Below are 16,184 nucleotides of genomic sequence, written 5' to 3'. Positions count from 1 at the left end.
GGGTTTGGCATCAATTTTCGAGAAAGAGATTCAGGCCGCTGCAAGCTTTGCTTCAGCGGCCTTTTCTCGTCACCCTCGCTCCGGGCGCTGCCGCCATCCTATACCCTGTCCCTCGTCAGCGGTTTTTCTTCTGCCAGGTGGCGCGGTCGAGCGTATAGAGCACATGCCGGCGAAGCTCCGCGCGTTCGTCCTCGATTCCGGGCATGTCGAAATCGCGATCCGGTGCGGCCACCATGCCGATGCGCTTCATGACCGCGATGGAGCGTGTGTTGCCTGCCACGGCAAAGGAAACGATCTCCTCGAGGCCCTTATCCTCGAAGCCGAACTCCAGGAGCCTTTCGGCTGCTTCGGTGACGTAGCCCTTGCCCCAGTGGCGCCGGGCGAGGCGCCAGCCGATCTCGACTGCACCGGCGGGCACGAAGGGCTCCAGCCGATCCGTCAGGCGCGAGAGGCCGCAAAAGCCGATGGCTTCATCCGTCATGCGGTCGGCAAGCGCGAAGAAGCCGAGGCCGGTTTGCGCGATGATGTCGCGAAGGCGCTCGAAGAGCTCGTCGGACTGGGCGCGCGTGCGCAGGAAGGGGAAGAATTCCATGACGACGGGATCGGAATTGATCTCGTGAAAGAGCTCCCGATCCTTCTCCTCCCAGTTGCGCAGGGTAAGGCGCGTCGTCGTGGTGATGATCATCAACCTGTCATGAAGTCCGATTTGCGGTAGCCCTGCAGATAAAGAAGGGCGGTGAGGTCGCCGTGGTCGATGCGGATCTTCGCTTCCGCCGCGACGGCGGGCTTGGCGTGCAGGGCGACGCCGGCGCCGGAAAGGTGCAGCATGCCGAGGTCGTTGGCCCCGTCGCCGACGGCCATGGCCTCCTCGGGCGAGATGCCGAGGCGCGCGGAAATGTCGACCAGCGCATCCACCTTGGCCTGCTTGCCGAGGATCGGCTCGGCGACCTCGCCCGTGAGCCTGCCGTCGGCGTCGAGCAGGATGTTGGCGCGGTTCTCGTCGAAGCCGAGCGTTTCGGCGATGCGGCTGGTGAAGACGGTGAAGCCGCCGGAGACGAGGGCGGTGTAATAGCCCTTCGCCTTCATGGTCGCGATGAGTTCGCGCCCGCCGGGCGTCAGCGTGATGCGCTTTTCGATCACCTCGCCGATGACGGAGACCGGCAGGCCCTTCAGCAGCGCGACGCGCTCGCGAAGGGCGGGCTCGAAGGCGATTTCGCCGTTCATGGCCCGGGCGGTGATGGCGGCGACCTTGTCCTTCAGGCCGACTTCCGCCGCCAGTTCGTCGATGCATTCCTGGCCGATCATGGTCGAATCCATGTCGGCGATCAGCAGCTTCTTGCGCCGCGTCTCGGCTTCCTGCACGGCAAGGTCGATGGGCGCGCCGGCGATGACCGCGAGGATCGCGTCGCGGGCGGCGTGGATGTCGCTGTCGTCGCGCAGCGCGATATCGCAGGCGATGCCGTCGGCGAGCCAGTAGAGGCCGGATGCCTTGACCGCGTCGGCGGCCTTTTCGGCGATGGCGGGCGTCAGAACAGGATTTGACGGATTGGCGACAAGCGTGGCAACGAAAGCCATGATGAGAAACCTTGATCGAATGCGGGACGCGATCCTGATAACGGGCCCGACGGCGAGCGGCAAGTCCGCGCTTGCCGTGCGGCTGGCGGCCGAGCATGGCGGCGTCGTGGTCAATGCGGACAGCATGCAGGTCTACGACACGCTGAACGTGCTGACGGCCCGCCCGCAGCCGGAGGACATGGGCGGCATCGAGCACCGGCTCTACGGCCATGTGCCGGCGGGCGCGGCCTATTCCACCGGCGACTGGCTGCGCGAGGCGACGGCCCTTGTCGGCGAATTGCGGGAGCGGGGAAAGCTTCCCGTCTTCGTCGGCGGCACGGGCCTTTATTTCCGCGCGCTCACCGGCGGCCTTTCCGACATGCCGGTCATTTCCGATGACGTGCGCGAGCGCCTGCGCGCCCGGCTTGCGGCGGAAGGATCTGAGGCGCTGCACAAGGAATTGACGGAGCGCGACGGGGAAACGGCCCGGCGCCTCATGCCGGGGGACGGGCAGCGCATCCTGCGGGCGCTCGAAGTGCTGGAGACGACCGGCCGGTCGATCGCGCATTTCCAGGCGGCGGCGGGGCCGGCGGTGATCGATGCCGCGCGGGCGGAAAAGATCGTCGTTCTGCCGGACCGCGCGGTGCTTGCCGCCCGCATCGATCGGCGCTTCGCCGAGATGCTGAAAACGGGGGCGGTGAAGGAGGTGAAGGCGCTGCTGGCGCTGGAGCTTTCGCCCGCCATGCCGGTGATGAAGGCGATCGGCGTGCCGCAGATCGCGGCCATGCTGGCCGGCGATATGAGCGAGGCGCAGGTCATCGAGCGCGGCGCGGCGGCGACACGGCAATATGCCAAGCGCCAGATGACCTGGTTCCGTAACCAGCTCGACGAGAGCTGGCGGAGGATCGATCCGTTGGCCTCTAGCGCCTGATCAGGCTGCTGAGCGGCTTCTTGAGGAGCTGTTCGCGGATGGAGCCCTCGCGGCGCGGCTCCTGCTGCTCGCCGAAGGCGGGGCGCTGCGGCTGGCGATAGGGATCGGCGGCGGGGCGTTGCGGCTCGGCCAGTTCCCGGCGGATGGCGTCGAACCGCTCCTGCGGCGAGGGCTCGTAGACGCTGCCCGCGCCGGGGAGCATGTCGGGCCGATAGGGCTCGGGCGGCGGCGCGGCGGCCGGGCGGGCGGGCGCCGCGGCCTGGAGCGTCTCGATATAGTCTTCCTCGTCCTCGTAGGGCGCGTCTTCGTAGCCGGTCGGCAATGTCGCGCCCTGGCCCTGCGAGGCGAGATAGGCATTCTGGAAATTGGAGATGTCCGGGCCGGAGACCGCGCGCATGCGGGCGACGATCGATCGGAGGTCGACGCTTTGCGGGGTGTCCTCGCTGGTCTTCACGCCGGAGCTGCCGGCCTTCGGCAGGCGGTTCGATTCCACGCGGGAAAAGCGCATGCGCATCGGCACCGCCACGGCCTCGCCGAAGGCGATGGCCTCACCGTTGCCGATGGAGGAAATGAAGCTCGTCGTCGAGGACGAGGAATTGGGGATCGCCGAGCGAATGATCTCCTGGTCGTGCTCGTTGGCAAGGCGCATGGCGAAGATCGTCGAGCACTGGGAAAGGATGGTCGGGTCGAGTTCGCCGGGGCGCTGGGTGATGATGCCGAGCGACACGCCGTATTTGCGGCCTTCCTTGGCGATGCGGGCGATGGCCTGGCGCGTCGGTGCGAAGCCGAGCCTCGGATCGGCCGGCACGTAGCGGTGCGCTTCCTCGCAGACGACCAGCATGTGCACGCCGCCATTGCTCCACAGGCCGATCTCGAAGGCCATGCGGCAAAGCACCGAGGCGACGGAATTGACCACTTCCGACGGGATTCCGGCGAGCTGGAAGGTCGTCACCGGCTTGCCTTCGCCGGGAATGCGGAAGATGCGGGCGATGGTGTCGAGGATCGTGTCGGTGATCGTGTTCGAGGAGAACATGAAATGGTAGCGCGGGTCGTTGATCGCCGACATGATCTTGACCTTGAGCGAGCGCAGGTGCGGCTTCTCCGCCCGGCCTTCGAGGCGGCCGATACGCTCGTCGACGAGCGCCAGCAGGTCGGCGATGCGGAAGGGCACCGGCGTATCGGCGGTGATCGAGCTCTTCTCGCTGGCGCGGCGCATCACGCCGCTCTCGTTCGAGCCGCGGAAGGCGCGCTTGGCCTCGGGAATGAGGTCGCGCAGGATATCCATCTCCTCCGGCACCGGCGGGCGGCCGCGGAAGATCACCTCGGCCAGTTCCTCCAGCCGGAACAGCCAGAAGGGCAGGTCCAGCGTGTCGGTATCGATGACGACGGCAAGGTCGCCGAAGGCGGAGGCGAATTCGTTGTGCGGATCGAGGATCAGGACGCGCAGGCTTGGGTCTGCCTGGATCGCCTTGTGCAAGAGCAGCGTCACGGAGGTGGACTTGCCGACGCCGGTGGTGCCGACGATGGCGAAATGCTTTTCCAGCATGGAAGGCACGTGGATCGTCGCATCGAGGCTCTCGTCCTGCGTCAGCTTGCCGATGACGCAGACATCGTTCTTGCCGGTGTCGTAGACCTTGGCAAGGTCGGAGGCGCGGATGCGGTGCGCGATGGCGCCGAGATAAGGATAGTCGGTGATGCCGGCGGAGAATTCCTCCCGGCCGTCCGCGCTGACATTCACCTCGCCCAGAAGCTCGACCTCGATGCGAAATACCGTGTCGCGGTTGTCGATCCAGTTCTGCTGGTCGGCGGCCATGGAATAGACAAGGGCGACGACGCGGTTGCGGCCGACGGAAATGGAGATGAGGCGTCCGACGGACCACAATTCCGTCAGCGCCGTCTCGCCGCCCTCGGCCACGGCGCTGATCGTGGCGCGCGAGCCGTTGCAGGCGACGACGCGGCCGAGCAGGCGGTTTCCAGGCGCCAGCCCGTCGCGGCGATCCTGCTCGCCCGCCGTCAGAGAGGTCTGGAAATCATTGTTCAGCACGCCCGGCGCTCCTTGCCACCAACCGCCAGCCTAGCGAATGCCGCTTAATAAGACGTTTCGGGTTGAGGCGGCCGTTTGCGGGTCTTTGCAGCCGGGATGGAGGGCGTGCCGTAGCGAAACGAACCAAAAGGCGTTGACGCGCCTTTGCTTTGTGTCTAACAATCCGCCCCATGAAAAATCTGACGGCTATCATTCTTGTGGTGGGAAGGCGCATGGGCAGGGTGGTGTAACCACCCGGCGAAAGCACCCATGCGCGGTAAGCAGGCTCCTCCAGGGGCCTTTTTTTATGCCCAGAAATTCGATAATCACCCGAAATGCGAAAAGAGACGGACGGAAATCCGATGAGCGGAACAGAAAACCAGATGACGGGCGCCGAAATTGTCTTGCAGGCCCTGAAAGACAACGGCGTTGAACATATCTTCGGCTATCCGGGCGGCGCCGTCCTGCCGATCTATGACGAGATCTTCCAGCAGGAAGACATCGAGCACATCCTCGTCCGCCACGAGCAGGGCGCCGGCCACATGGCCGAAGGCTATGCCCGCTCCACCGGCAAGGTCGGCGTCATGCTCGTCACCTCCGGCCCCGGCGCGACCAATGCCGTCACGCCGCTGCAGGACGCCCTGATGGATTCCATCCCGCTGGTCTGCCTCACCGGCCAGGTTCCGACCACGCTCATCGGATCGGACGCCTTCCAGGAATGCGACACGGTCGGCATCACGCGCCCCTGCACCAAGCACAACTGGCTGGTCAAGGACGTCAACGATCTCGCCCGCATCATCCATGAGGCGTTCCGCGTCGCGCAGTCCGGCCGTCCGGGTCCCGTCGTCGTCGATATCCCGAAGGACGTCCAGTTCGCGACCGGCACCTATACGCCGCCGTCCGACGCGCCCATCCAGAAGAGCTACCAGCCGAAGGTTCAGGGCGACGCCAACCAGATCGCGGCTGCCGTCAGCCTGATGAAGTCCGCCCGCCGACCGATCATCTATTCCGGCGGCGGCGTCGTGAATTCCGGTCCGGAAGCCTCGCGCCTCTTGCGCGAGCTGGTCGAGATCACCGGCTTCCCGATCACCTCCACGCTGATGGGCCTCGGCGCCTATCCGGCCTCCGGCAAGAACTGGCTGGGCATGCTGGGCATGCACGGCTCCTACGAGGCGAACATGGCGATGCATGATTGCGACGTCATGGTCTGCATCGGCGCGCGTTTCGACGACCGCATCACCGGCCGCCTCAACGCCTTCTCGCCGAACTCGAAGAAGATTCACATCGACATCGACCCGTCCTCGTTCAACAAGAACGTCCGCGTCGATGTTCCGATCCTGGGCGATGTCGGCAACGTCCTCGAGGACATGGTCCGCCAGTGGCGGGCAAGCGCGAAGGACTACGACAAGGCGGTTCAGGCCGACTGGTGGACGTCGATTGCCAAGTGGCGGGCGCGCAACTCGTTTGCCTATACGCCGAGCCCCGACGTCATCATGCCGCAATATGCGATCCAGCGGCTCTACGAGCTGACCAAGGACCGCGACACCTACATCACGACGGAAGTCGGCCAGCACCAGATGTGGGCGGCGCAGTTCTATGGCTTCGAGCAGCCGAACCGCTGGATGACCTCGGGGGGCCTCGGCACGATGGGCTACGGCTTCCCGGCGGCCATCGGCGTGCAGGTCGCGCATCGCGACAGCCTCGTCATCGACATTGCCGGCGACGCCTCGATCCAGATGTGCATCCAGGAAATGAGCTGCGCCGTGCAGTATAACCTGCCGGTCAAGATCTTCATCCTGAACAACCAGTACATGGGCATGGTGCGCCAGTGGCAGCAGCTGCTGCACGGCAACCGCCTGTCGAATTCCTATACGGAAGCCATGCCCGATTTCGTCAAGCTGGCGGAGGCCTATGGCGGCGTCGGCATCGCCTGCGACAAGCCGGCCGATCTCGACGCGGCCATCCAGGAGATGATCGACGTCAAGCACCCGGTCATCTTCGACTGCCGCGTTGCCAATCTTGCGAACTGCTTCCCGATGATCCCCTCGGGCAAGGCGCATAACGAAATGCTGCTGCCCGACGAGGCCACGGACGAAGCGGTCGCCAATGCGATCGACGCCAAGGGCCGCCAGCTCGTTTGATGAAAAGGTAGAGAACCATGAACGCACACCTTCAGCCCACGGGCTCCGCCTATTTCATCGCCAAGGAAACGCAGGTCGCGGAGAGCCATACGCTCTCGGTGCTCGTCGACAACGAGCCGGGCGTCCTTGCCCGCGTCATCGGCCTGTTCTCCGGCCGCGGCTACAATATCGAGAGCCTGACGGTTTCCGAGACCGAGCACGAGGCGCATCTTTCGCGCATCACCATCGTCACGCGCGGCACGCCGGGCGTGCTGGAGCAGATCAAGTCGCAGCTCGAGCGCATCGTGCCGGTCCACCGCGTGGTCGACCTTACCGTCCGCGCCAAGGTGCTCGGCCAGGAGCGTCCCATCGAGCGCGAAGTGGCGCTGGTGAAGGTCGTCGGTTCCGGCGAGATGCGTCAGGAGACGCTGCGCCTTGCCGATGCCTTCCATGCCAAGGTCGTCGATGCGACGACGGAGCATTTCATCCTGGAGATCACCGGCAAGTCCTCCAAGATCGACCAGTTCGTGGCGATCATGAAGCCGCTTGGCCTCGTGGAAGTCTGCCGCACCGGCATCGCCGCGATGAACCGCGGCCCGCAGGGGATGTGAGCTGTCGAAAGACGGCAAAAGTGACTGAAAAAACGAAGGGCTTTCCGTCTTGGCGGAAAGCCCTTTTTCGTTTCATATCATCTCCAGCGGCCGCTTGCGCGTCGGGGGCGGGAAGGCTTCGTCGAGGAGGCGGAGATCTTCCGAGGTCAGGCGGATCTCGGAGGCCTTGAAATTCTCGCGCACCCGTTCCGGCGAGCCGGACTTCGGGATGGCGATGACATTCGCCCGCGTCAGCAGGAAGGCGAGGGCGACCTGGGCGCTGGTCGCACTGTGAATGCGGCCGATCTCCTCCAGTGCGGGGTGGCCGATGAGCCGGCCCTCGTCGAGCGGCGAATAGGCCATGAGCGGGATGCCCTGCACCTGGCTCCAGCGCAGGAGATCGTATTCGATGCCGCGGCGGGCGAGATTGTAGAGGATCTGGTTGGCGGCGGGCCGGGCCGGCTCGGCGGCGCCGAGCAGCTCCCTCATGTCCGGTTCGTCGAAATTGGAAACGCCCCAGGCGCCGATCTTGCCCGCGGCCTTCAGCCCCTCGAAGGCCTCGACCGTCTCCGCCAGCGGATGGCGGCCGCGCCAGTGAAGGAGATAAAGGTCGATATGGTCTGTGCCGAGCCGCCTGAGGCTCGCCTCGCAGGCCGCGACGGTGCCGGCGCGGCTGGCATTGTAGGGCAGCACCTTGCTGACGAGGAAGACCTCGTCGCGCCGGCCGCCGATCGCGTCGCCGACCACCTCTTCGGCCCCGCCGTCGGCATACATTTCCGCCGTGTCGATCACCGTCATGCCGAGGTCGAGCCCTGCCCGAAGGCTTGCCGCCTCCTCGGCGCGGGAGGCGTCGCCTTCCCCCATGTGCCAGGTGCCGAGGCCGAGCGCCGGCACCTGCCGGCCGCCGGGGAGGGTAACTGCCGGTAGTTCCGCTTTCATCTTGCGCTCCGCGAACAATGGGCCGCCATCCGGAATTGTCCCAATGACAAGAATTGGCTGGCCGTCACCAAGAGATGGACTATCAATCGGAAAAAACAATCCGGATCACAAGAGTCTGCCATGCAGATCGAAATCTTTCTGGCGCTGCTCGTCTTCGCCTTCACGACCTCCATCACCCCCGGTCCAAACAACATGATGCTCTTCGCCTCGGGCGTGAACTTCGGCTTCGTCCGGACAATCCCGCATATGTGCGGCATCGGCGTCGGGTTCCTCGTGCTGCTGCTGGCCGTCGGCTTCGGCCTCGGCGCGCTGCTGGAGACGGTGCCGCTCGTCTATACGGTGCTGAAATTCGCCGGCGGGGCCTACCTCGTCTGGATCGCCTGGAAGATCGGCACCTCGCGCAGCCTCGGCGAGAGCACGGACGCGACCCGGCCGATGAGCTTCCTCGAGGCCGCCGCCTTCCAGTGGGTCAATCCCAAGGCCTGGGTCATGGCCGTCTCCGCCATGGCGACCTATACGAATGCCGCGAACTACACGATGAGCGTGCTCGTCGTCGGCCTTGCCTTCGCCATCGTCAATTTCCCGAGCGTTTCCACCTGGGCCGGCTTCGGCTCGGCGCTGCGCCAGTGGTTGTCCGATCCGGTGCGGCTGAAATGGTTCAATATCACCATGGCGCTCCTGCTTGTCGCAAGCCTCTGGCCGATGCTGCGCTGACGGCATAAGGTCGGGGCAAAGCCGGAGGGACTGCCGTGTCGCACGACCACGATCACGACGACCATCACCATCACGACAACCATTTCTCGCCGATGGAGGCGCGCGTGCGTGCGCTGGAGACCATCCTGACGCAGAAGGGGCTGGTCGATCCCAAGGCCATCGACGTCATCGTCGAGACCTACGAGACGAAGATCGGCCCGCGCAACGGCGCGCGCGTCGTCGCCAAGGCCTGGGCGGAGCCGGACTTTGCCGACTGGCTGAGGCGGGACGCCACGGCGGCCATTGCCAGCCTCGGCTATACCGGCCGGCAGGGCGAGCATATGCGGGCGGTGTTCAACGATGCCGGGACGCACAATCTCGTCGTCTGCACGCTCTGCTCCTGCTATCCGTGGTCCGTGCTCGGCCTGCCGCCCGTCTGGTACAAGGCGCCGGCCTACCGGTCGCGCGCGGTCATGGACCCGCGCGGCGTGCTGGAGGAATTCGGCGTGGCGCTGCCGGCTGGCAGGAAAATCCGCGTCTGGGATTCCACCGCGGAGCTGCGCTATCTCGTCGTGCCCGAGCGGCCGGCCGGCACGGAAGGGCTCGACCAGGAGGCGCTGGCCGATCTCGTCACGCGCGATTCGATGATCGGCACGGGGCTGGCGCTGCCGCTGGAGGCGCGGCCATGAACGGGCCGCACGATCTCGGCGGCCTGCACGGTTTCGGCCCCGTCGTGCCGGAGCCGGGCGAGCCCTATTTTCATGCCGAATGGGAAAAGCGGGCGCTCGGCGTGACGCTCTCCTGCGGCGCCTTCGGCGCCTGGACCATCGACGAGAGCCGCCACGCGCGGGAAAGCATTCCGCCGGCCACCTACCTTTCGGCAAGCTATTACGAGATCTGGATCCGCGCGCTGGAAACGCTCCTTGAACGGCACGGCTTCGCCAGCGCCGCCGAGCTTGCCGAAGGGCGGATGCTGGAGAAGGGGGCGGAGCCGAAGCGCGTGCTCAAGGCGGAGATGGTGCCGGCGGTGCTTGCTAGGGGCGGGCCCTGCGACCGCCCGCTCGACACCGCGCCGCGCTTTGCCGCCGGCGCGCGCGTGCGCACCCGCAACCTCAATCCGCCAACGCATACCCGCCTGCCGCGCTACGCCCGCGACAAGGTGGGCGTGGTGGAGGCCGTGCAGGGCTCCTTCGTCTTTCCGGACGACAGCGCCCACGGCAGGGGCGAGAACCCGCAATGGGTCTATACCGTCGTCTTCGACGGCGCGGAAATCTGGGGCGAGGGGGCCGAGCCCGGCCTGACGGTCTCGATCGATGCCTGGGAGAGCTATCTTGAGCCGGTGTGAGACGCCGATCGATTCGCCCGGCCTGCCGCGCTCCGCCGAGGGCGAGCCGGTCTTTGCCGAGCCGTGGCAGGCACAAGCCTTCGCCATGACCGTCCGCCTGCACGAGCAGGGTGTCTTCACCTGGGCGGAATGGGCGGAGGCGCTATCGCGCGAGGTGCACCGCCCGGGCCGCGCCGCCGATGGCGCGGATTACTTCGACTGCTGGGTGGCGGCACTGTCCGTGCTGCTTTCCGAGCGAGGCGTTGCGAGCGAGGGGGAGCAGGCCGCGCTTTCGGATCGCTGGGCCCGCGCGGCCGAGGCGACGCCGCACGGCAAGCCCATCCTGCTCGAAAACGCGCCCGGATAGAGCATTTCCGCTTTTCCTCGAATCGCGAAAATGCTCTATCCTTTTGTTTCTACGCAATTTCCAACGTAAAACCGCTGCGCACTTTTGCTGGAATTGCTCTAGGCACGATCCGCGACGAAGCGGGCGAGCCACGGGCCGATCAGCGTCACGAGGATCAGCCGCGCCGTCTGCAAGGTCATGACGAAGGCGATGTCGACCTTGCTCGATGCGGCGATGACGGCGATGGAATCGAGGCCGCCCGGGCTGGTCGCAAGATAGGCCGTTAGCGGATCGACGCCGAGGACGAGGATCAGGAGGCCTGCAAGCAGGCCGGAAAAGCTGATCAGCGCGATGATCGAGACGACCGTCGGCAGCAGCGCGCGGCGCGCGTGCAACAGGATCGCCCGGGTGAAGCCGAGGCCGATGTTCCAGCCGAGCAGGGTGAAGGCGGCGACGAGCAGCCATTGCGGCAGGACGATCGTCACCGTGCCCGCCGAATTCAGCACCGAGGCGAGGGCGAAGGGAACGAGGAAGGCGCCGGCCGGGATGCGCAGCCGCTGGCCGATGACGCCTGCGAGGACGCCGATGACCAGCATGGCCGCGAGCGGCAGCAGCGGCACGGGCTCGAACCAGGCATGGGGCGGCACCGCCGCGCCGTCATGGCCGCCGAAATGGGCGACGAGCGTTGCGAAGCTCGCGACGAAGACCACGCGTAGATACTGCATGAAGGCGACGAGACGGATATCCGCCCCATAGGCTTCCGCCATCACCATCATGGTCGAGGCGGCGCCGGCGGAGGAGCCCCAGATCGCCGTCGTGCCGGGCAGGATGCCGGTGCGGGCGATCAGCCAGCCCGATAGCGTGCTGACGCTGATGACGGAGAGCACGACCAGCAGCATCAGCGGCCAGTTCTGCGCAAAGGTGCCGACGAAATCCTCGGACACCATGGTTGCGATCATCAGCGCGAGCACGACCTGCACGACGAAGAAGAAGATGCGGGGCAGGCGGATCGTGCCGCCGCAAAGCGCAACGACGATGCCGGCGAGCATCGGCCCCATCAGCAGCGCCGCCGGGAAGCCCGCCACCTCGAGCGGCACGGTGGCCGCCGCCGAAAGGATGGCGACAAGGCCCCATTGCAGGGCCGCGGGAAGCCGGCCGAGGCCGGGATGCGGGGACAGGCTGTCGCTCGGGGTGTGGGAGGCGGGGGGCAAATCATCGCTCCGGAAGTTGCGCCCTGAATATCGCGTCGGTGGGCCGGCGAACAGGGCCAAATAAAGGGGGATGCGATTTCTCCGCGGTCCCCGGAAGGGCGTTGCCTCTTGCCTCGCCGCTGCGAATCCTGCCAAGTCCCGGCATGGAATTCGCACCTCAACAGGATGAAGCGCTGAAGGCCGTCGCGCGGTGGCTGAAGGAAGGGCGCGAGCCGCTGTTCCGGCTGTTCGGCTATGCCGGCACCGGCAAGACCACGCTTGCCCGGCACTTTGCCGAGAATGTCGACGGCGAGGTGCTGTTCGCCGCCTTCACCGGCAAGGCGGCGCAGGTGCTGCGCTCCAAGGGCGCGACGAACGCCAAGACGATCCATTCGCTGATCTATCGCCCGCGCGGCGAGGAGGAGGTCTCCGACGAGGAGACCGGCAAGACGTCGATCTCGCCGATGTTCTCGATCAACCGCCAGAGCCCGGTCGCCAAGGCCGCGCTCGTCGTCGTCGACGAGTGTTCCATGGTAGACGAGGCGCTCGGGCGCGACCTGATGAGCTTCGGCACGCCGATCCTCGTGCTCGGCGATCCCGGCCAGCTGCCGCCCGTCTCCGGCGGCGGCTATTTCACCAACCAGGAACCGGATTACCTGCTGACGGACATCCACCGGCAGGCGCGCGACAACCCGATCATCCAGCTCGCCATGCAGGTGCGCGAGGGCAGGGACATCGCCTATGGCGACTATGGCGCGGCACGCGTCATCGGCCGCAACGAAGTCGATCAGGCGCTGGTGCTCGACGCCGACCAGGTGCTCGTCGGCACCAACCGCACGCGGCGGCGCTACAACCAGCGGCTCCGCGAGCTCAAGGGCTTCACCACCGATTATCCGCAATCCGGCGACAAGTTGGTGTGCCTGCGCAACGACCCGGCCAAGGGGCTGCTCAACGGCTCGCTGTGGCAGGTGATGAGCTCGTCCAAGGAGACGGTGAAGCCCGGCATCAACCTGATGATCCGGCCGGAAGACGACGACATGGATCGCGGCGCGGCCAAGATCAAGCTGCTCAAGGCGGCCTTCGAGAATCTCGACGAGGAGATCCCGTGGTCGACGCGCAAGCGCTATGACGAATTCGATTTCGGCTATGCGCTGACCGTGCACAAGGCGCAGGGCTCGCAGTGGAACAATGTCGTGCTGTTCGACGAGAGTTTCGCCTTCCGCGACACGCGCGAACGCTGGCTCTACACCGCCATTACGCGCGCCGCGGAAACGCTCACCGTCGTGCGGTAAATCATATCCCCACGACGGACCGCTTTTCAGGAAGCGGTTGAAGGGCCGGTCGTCATGCCCGGCCGCTTACGCCGGCCTCAGTGGCCGACGATCCCCAGCATGACCGCCTTGGCGACGGCCTGGAAACGGTTGTTGCTGTTGAACTTGGCGATGATGTTCTTTTCCATCACCTGCACTTCGCCGGGATCGATTTCGAGTGCGCGGGCGATGCGGCTGGTGGGGTAGCCCTCGGCCATCAGGGCGATGCAGCGCAGCTCCACCGGCGTCAGGTTGGCTTGCGGGACATTGTCGTTGGTCTCGACTTCCAGCGCGCCGGTGAAATCGAGCAGTTCGTTGATCTGCTGCATCTGGCGGCGGATCGTCGATTGCTGGGCGGCGAGCTCGCGCTTGCGCGCGGTCATGGCGGCGCGGAAGATGCCGTCGGCTTCCTCCTGGCTTGCGGCCGCGGCGAGCCGCTCCAGCAGTTCCTGGATCACGGCGACGGGCATTCCCGTCTCGCGGCAGGTATTGACCACGGCCATCTGCTGGATTTCCGCGGGGCCGTAGACCCGCATCGGGCCGACGCGGGCTGCCGTCAGCAGGCCCTTTTCCTCATAGAAATGCAGCGTGCGGTGGGTGACGCCGAAGGCATTGGCCATGTCGGCAATGGCAAGGCGGCCTTCCGGCAGGTTTTCCGGCAGAGGCGCGACGGGCAGGAACCGGATGGACTTGCGCCCGCCCGACCGGGCACCGGCTTTCTTCGACTCACTCGTCATCATGAAAGCGGCCCCCGAAAAAGAAGATCGGTCATGTATTTACCCCCGGTCGCCGTCGCGAGGCCATCTTCCCTGTGAAGGCTGGATGTCGAGACGGCGGATAGTACTCTTTACCGCATGCGTTTTGCCGGCCTGTGCACTCCGGCAAGTGTATACGATCCTGCTGCGGTTTCCGATCCCTATTGTGCATGAATGTTCAGGATCGTCGAATCCGGGCGATAAACATTACCATTTCGCCCATTGTCCTAAAATAGGACGCCGGTGCCGATCTGCATATCGCTATATCTAGGGATGTGTTTTTTTGCCCGGTTGTAGAGCGCTATCGCGTCAGCGCCGTTCTGGTCCCGGGTGCTGCGTCGGCCAGTGCTTCCGGCACCAGCAGGGGACAGGCGTGCCTTCCGCCGGGATAGGGCACGCCCTGCGGCGCCATCGCCTCGCGCGCGAGGCATTCCATGATGTCGCTGGCGGTGCCGTTGCGCAGCGCGTGGCGATAGAGCGGCCCGCTTGCCGAAAGCGCCCGCGCCACGAAACCCACGGCTTCGAAGGCGATGCCCGCCTCGCTGCGCAACTGCTCGCTGGAAAAATGGCGGGCGAAGATCGTTGCGCCGGATTGCTCGTGAATGAGCTTCGCATAGACGCCGTGACCATCCGGGCCGTTCTCGATCCGGATGGCGTAGGAGAGCGCACGGAATTCGTCGGGCGTGTGCGCTTCGATCACGCGCACGGTCCTGTGGTAGGCGGCGGCATCGGCCACGACGCGCGCAAGGGCGTTGCAGGCGCCGCCGGCAGGCCAGCATTGCAGGATGTGCAGATGCGGAAGATCCTGCGTGCTGCCGGCGAGTTTCGACTGCATGACGAGCGCGAACTGGGCTTTCGCGATCGCCGCATCGGTCTGGTCCGGATAGGCGAAGGGTGCGAGGAAGACCAGCGGCAGCAGGGAGAGGAGCGCCAGCGGCGAGGAGACCGGCGCGGGGATCCAGGGGCGGCGCGCCTTCGGCGGCGGGCTGATGGCGCGTGTGGTCGTCGCGGCGGGGAGGGCGGTGGCCTGCCGGGTCTCGCGAAACATGTATTCCGGCACATAGCTGCCGAGCGGCACACGGATGCGCAGGCTGTCCGAGGCGCCCTCGGTCTCGTAATACTGGTCCAGCAGCTTGCGCAGCTTGCCGGCCTGCACGCGCACCAAGGGATCGTTTCCGGCGTCGAAGCCGGAGGTCCGGCCGAAGACGTCGATGCCGATGCTGTAGCCCTTCAACTGGGCGGCCTTGCCGGAAAGCTCGTTCTGGACGATGTAGGCGAGAAAGGAGCGCAGCCGCTCGGAGCGGGCGAAAGTCTCGCTGGTCAGGACAGCATCAAGGGCAAACCGCACGCGCTCGCATGCCGGCCGGTCGGTCGTGCTCATCGTGTCGCCACAGAGAAGACCATCGTCGCCGCCTGATGTCCCTTCGTCCCCGCCTCGCAATGCGCCGCAGCGCATACTTTCTCATATGAAGCGAGTTTATCGATGATTCTTGATCAACGGCAAGGGTCAAGCGCGGGCTGGCGGAGCGAATCTTCCGCAATGCCGGTTCGCCAGGCTGTTGCGGCGATTGCCCTTGTGGAAACAACAAGCTAGACGTTGATCCTTCAACGAGGAGTCCGCGTCCCATGCCTGCCAAGCTGTCGGTCAATCTCAACGCCATTGCCATGCTGCGCAACCGCCGGGACCTGCCCTGGCCGAGCGTCATCGGCCTCGGCCGTATCGCGCTCGAGGCAGGGGCGAGCGGGCTGACCGTGCATCCCCGGCCGGACCAGCGCCATATCCGCTTCAGCGACCTCGCGCCGATCCGCAGGCTCATCGACAGCGCGTTTCCAGAGGCGGAATTCAACATCGAGGGCTTCCCGGAAGACAATTTCATGCGCCTCGTCGAGGAGCACCGCCCCGAGCAGGTGACGCTGGTGCCGGACGATCCGTCGCAGGCGACTTCAGACCACGGCTGGGATTTTCGTAAAAACCGCGCCCTGCTCGGCGATATCGTCGGCCGGCTGAAGAAGCTGGGCCTGCGCGTGTCCGTCTTCGCTGACGGCACGCCGGATCGCGAGGCGCTGACGATCGCGAAGGAGGTCGGGGCCGACCGGATCGAGCTTTACACTGGCCCCTATGGCGGCTGCCACGACAATCCGGCCGAAGCGTCCCGGATCGTCGAGGAACTCGGCGAGACGGCGGACATCGCCTTCGAGCTCGGGCTTGGCGTCAATGCCGGCCACGACCTGACCGTCACCAACCTGCCGGCACTCGTCGCGCGCATTCCCCGCTTGGCGGAGGTTTCCATCGGCCATGGCCTGACGGCCGATGCGCTGGAATACGGCATGGCGGAAACGGTGCGCCGCTTCTGCCGCGCCTGCGGCCAGGATATCTGAGTGCGCGGCGGCGCCCGGAGGGGCGCCGCC

At 65.9% G+C, this 16,184-nt stretch carries 16 protein-coding genes; 9 read left to right on the top strand and 7 right to left on the bottom strand.

Features of this window, described 5'->3' with window-relative positions; translation table 11 throughout:
- Nucleotides 1-115: 115 nt before the first annotated feature.
- Entirely contained in the window at nt 116-685 is a 570-nt protein-coding gene (locus ACZ48C_RS09355) for a GNAT family N-acetyltransferase (protein ID WP_464780935.1), read from the bottom strand.
- A complete protein-coding gene (gene serB / locus ACZ48C_RS09350; protein ID WP_464780934.1) occupies nt 685-1,575 on the bottom strand; it encodes a phosphoserine phosphatase SerB in 891 nt (296 codons plus the stop codon). Before serB ends, ACZ48C_RS09355 begins: the two co-directional genes overlap by 1 nt.
- Here serB and miaA point away from each other — a divergent pair.
- Nucleotides 1,574-2,485 (top strand): tRNA (adenosine(37)-N6)-dimethylallyltransferase MiaA, encoded by a 912-nt coding sequence (gene miaA / locus ACZ48C_RS09345; protein WP_464780933.1) that lies wholly within the window; start codon nt 1,574-1,576, stop codon nt 2,483-2,485. The two genes, serB and miaA, sit on opposite strands and share 2 nt — an antisense overlap.
- Here the strand turns inward: miaA and ACZ48C_RS09340 are convergent.
- A complete protein-coding gene (locus ACZ48C_RS09340) occupies nt 2,475-4,529 on the bottom strand; it encodes an ATP-binding protein (RefSeq protein ID WP_464780932.1) in 2,055 nt (684 codons plus the stop codon). The genes miaA and ACZ48C_RS09340 overlap by 11 nt on opposite strands.
- A gap of 341 nt (nt 4,530-4,870) precedes the next feature.
- On the opposite strand from ACZ48C_RS09340, the gene ACZ48C_RS09335 reads away from it, so the two are divergent.
- Nucleotides 4,871-6,649 (top strand): acetolactate synthase 3 large subunit, encoded by a 1,779-nt coding sequence (locus ACZ48C_RS09335; RefSeq protein ID WP_464780931.1) that lies wholly within the window; start codon nt 4,871-4,873, stop codon nt 6,647-6,649.
- A gap of 17 nt (nt 6,650-6,666) precedes the next feature.
- Nucleotides 6,667-7,239, top strand: coding sequence for an acetolactate synthase small subunit (gene ilvN, locus ACZ48C_RS09330; RefSeq protein WP_119256055.1), 573 nt, complete (start codon nt 6,667-6,669; stop codon nt 7,237-7,239).
- Nucleotides 7,240-7,311: 72 nt separating this feature from the next.
- On the opposite strand, the gene ACZ48C_RS09325 is transcribed toward ilvN, so the two are convergent.
- Entirely contained in the window at nt 7,312-8,157 is an 846-nt protein-coding gene (locus ACZ48C_RS09325; protein WP_464780930.1) for an aldo/keto reductase, read from the bottom strand.
- 120 nt (nt 8,158-8,277) lie between these two features.
- Between ACZ48C_RS09325 and ACZ48C_RS09320 the strand changes: the two genes are divergently transcribed.
- The 4 genes from ACZ48C_RS09320 (at nt 8,278) to ACZ48C_RS09305 (ending at nt 10,541) form a co-directional block, all read left to right on the top strand.
- Complete coding sequence (locus tag ACZ48C_RS09320) at nt 8,278-8,871, top strand: LysE family translocator (protein ID WP_464780929.1); 594 nt, start codon at nt 8,278-8,280, stop codon at nt 8,869-8,871.
- Between the two features lie 92 nt (nt 8,872-8,963).
- Nucleotides 8,964-9,539 carry a nitrile hydratase subunit alpha gene (nthA, locus tag ACZ48C_RS09315; RefSeq protein ID WP_464782799.1) on the top strand — a complete coding sequence of 192 codons (576 nt, stop codon included), beginning with the start codon at nt 8,964-8,966 and terminating at the stop codon, nt 9,537-9,539.
- Nucleotides 9,536-10,195 carry a nitrile hydratase subunit beta gene (nthB, locus tag ACZ48C_RS09310; protein ID WP_464780928.1) on the top strand — a complete coding sequence of 220 codons (660 nt, stop codon included), beginning with the start codon at nt 9,536-9,538 and terminating at the stop codon, nt 10,193-10,195. The genes nthA and nthB overlap by 4 nt, the downstream gene beginning before the upstream one ends.
- Nucleotides 10,182-10,541: a nitrile hydratase accessory protein gene (locus ACZ48C_RS09305; RefSeq protein ID WP_464780927.1), complete on the top strand. Its 360-nt coding sequence runs from the start codon at nt 10,182-10,184 to the stop codon at nt 10,539-10,541. The genes nthB and ACZ48C_RS09305 overlap by 14 nt, the downstream gene beginning before the upstream one ends.
- Before the next feature lie 98 nt (nt 10,542-10,639).
- On the opposite strand, the gene ACZ48C_RS09300 is transcribed toward ACZ48C_RS09305, so the two are convergent.
- Complete coding sequence (locus tag ACZ48C_RS09300) at nt 10,640-11,731, bottom strand: AbrB family transcriptional regulator (RefSeq protein WP_464780926.1); 1,092 nt, start codon at nt 11,729-11,731, stop codon at nt 10,640-10,642.
- A gap of 143 nt (nt 11,732-11,874) precedes the next feature.
- On the opposite strand from ACZ48C_RS09300, the gene ACZ48C_RS09295 reads away from it, so the two are divergent.
- Nucleotides 11,875-13,002, top strand: coding sequence for an ATP-dependent DNA helicase (locus tag ACZ48C_RS09295; protein ID WP_424546421.1), 1,128 nt, complete (start codon nt 11,875-11,877; stop codon nt 13,000-13,002).
- A 77-nt stretch (nt 13,003-13,079) separates the two neighbouring features.
- On the opposite strand, the gene ACZ48C_RS09290 is transcribed toward ACZ48C_RS09295, so the two are convergent.
- Nucleotides 13,080-13,757, bottom strand: coding sequence for a MerR family transcriptional regulator (locus tag ACZ48C_RS09290; RefSeq protein WP_464782798.1), 678 nt, complete (start codon nt 13,755-13,757; stop codon nt 13,080-13,082).
- A gap of 319 nt (nt 13,758-14,076) precedes the next feature.
- Nucleotides 14,077-15,156, bottom strand: a complete 1,080-nt coding sequence (locus ACZ48C_RS09285) for a hypothetical protein (RefSeq protein WP_464780925.1) — start codon at nt 15,154-15,156, stop codon at nt 14,077-14,079.
- A 245-nt stretch (nt 15,157-15,401) separates the two neighbouring features.
- On the opposite strand from ACZ48C_RS09285, the gene ACZ48C_RS09280 reads away from it, so the two are divergent.
- The gene (locus ACZ48C_RS09280) at nt 15,402-16,154 is read left to right on the top strand and encodes a pyridoxine 5'-phosphate synthase (protein ID WP_464780924.1); all 753 of its coding nucleotides are present in this window, start codon (nt 15,402-15,404) and stop codon (nt 16,152-16,154) included.
- The last annotated feature ends 30 nt before the right edge of the window (nt 16,155-16,184 follow it).

It is taken from the genome of Shinella sp. 1A1, from assembly GCF_055379515.1.
This window is presented reverse-complemented; position numbering and strand designations above follow the sequence as displayed.

What these genes read in the sequence shown, in the direction of transcription:
- ACZ48C_RS09280 (WP_464780924.1), top strand. Translation starts at nt 15,402, where the DNA reads ATGCCTGCCAAGCTGTCGGTCAATCTCAACGCCATTGCCATGCTGCGC.
- miaA (WP_464780933.1), top strand. Translation starts at nt 1,574, where the DNA reads ATGATGAGAAACCTTGATCGAATGCGGGACGCGATCCTGATAACGGGC.
- ACZ48C_RS09355 (WP_464780935.1), bottom strand. Translation starts at nt 685, where the DNA reads ATGATCATCACCACGACGACGCGCCTTACCCTGCGCAACTGGGAGGAG.
- ACZ48C_RS09325 (WP_464780930.1), bottom strand. Translation starts at nt 8,157, where the DNA reads ATGAAAGCGGAACTACCGGCAGTTACCCTCCCCGGCGGCCGGCAGGTG.
- nthB (WP_464780928.1), top strand. Translation starts at nt 9,536, where the DNA reads ATGAACGGGCCGCACGATCTCGGCGGCCTGCACGGTTTCGGCCCCGTC.
- ACZ48C_RS09320 (WP_464780929.1), top strand. Translation starts at nt 8,278, where the DNA reads ATGCAGATCGAAATCTTTCTGGCGCTGCTCGTCTTCGCCTTCACGACC.
- ACZ48C_RS09335 (WP_464780931.1), top strand. Translation starts at nt 4,871, where the DNA reads ATGAGCGGAACAGAAAACCAGATGACGGGCGCCGAAATTGTCTTGCAG.
- serB (WP_464780934.1), bottom strand. Translation starts at nt 1,575, where the DNA reads ATGGCTTTCGTTGCCACGCTTGTCGCCAATCCGTCAAATCCTGTTCTG.
- nthA (WP_464782799.1), top strand. Translation starts at nt 8,964, where the DNA reads ATGGAGGCGCGCGTGCGTGCGCTGGAGACCATCCTGACGCAGAAGGGG.
- ilvN (WP_119256055.1), top strand. Translation starts at nt 6,667, where the DNA reads ATGAACGCACACCTTCAGCCCACGGGCTCCGCCTATTTCATCGCCAAG.
- ACZ48C_RS09285 (WP_464780925.1), bottom strand. Translation starts at nt 15,156, where the DNA reads ATGAGCACGACCGACCGGCCGGCATGCGAGCGCGTGCGGTTTGCCCTT.
- ACZ48C_RS09290 (WP_464782798.1), bottom strand. Translation starts at nt 13,757, where the DNA reads ATGACGAGTGAGTCGAAGAAAGCCGGTGCCCGGTCGGGCGGGCGCAAG.
- ACZ48C_RS09295 (WP_424546421.1), top strand. Translation starts at nt 11,875, where the DNA reads ATGGAATTCGCACCTCAACAGGATGAAGCGCTGAAGGCCGTCGCGCGG.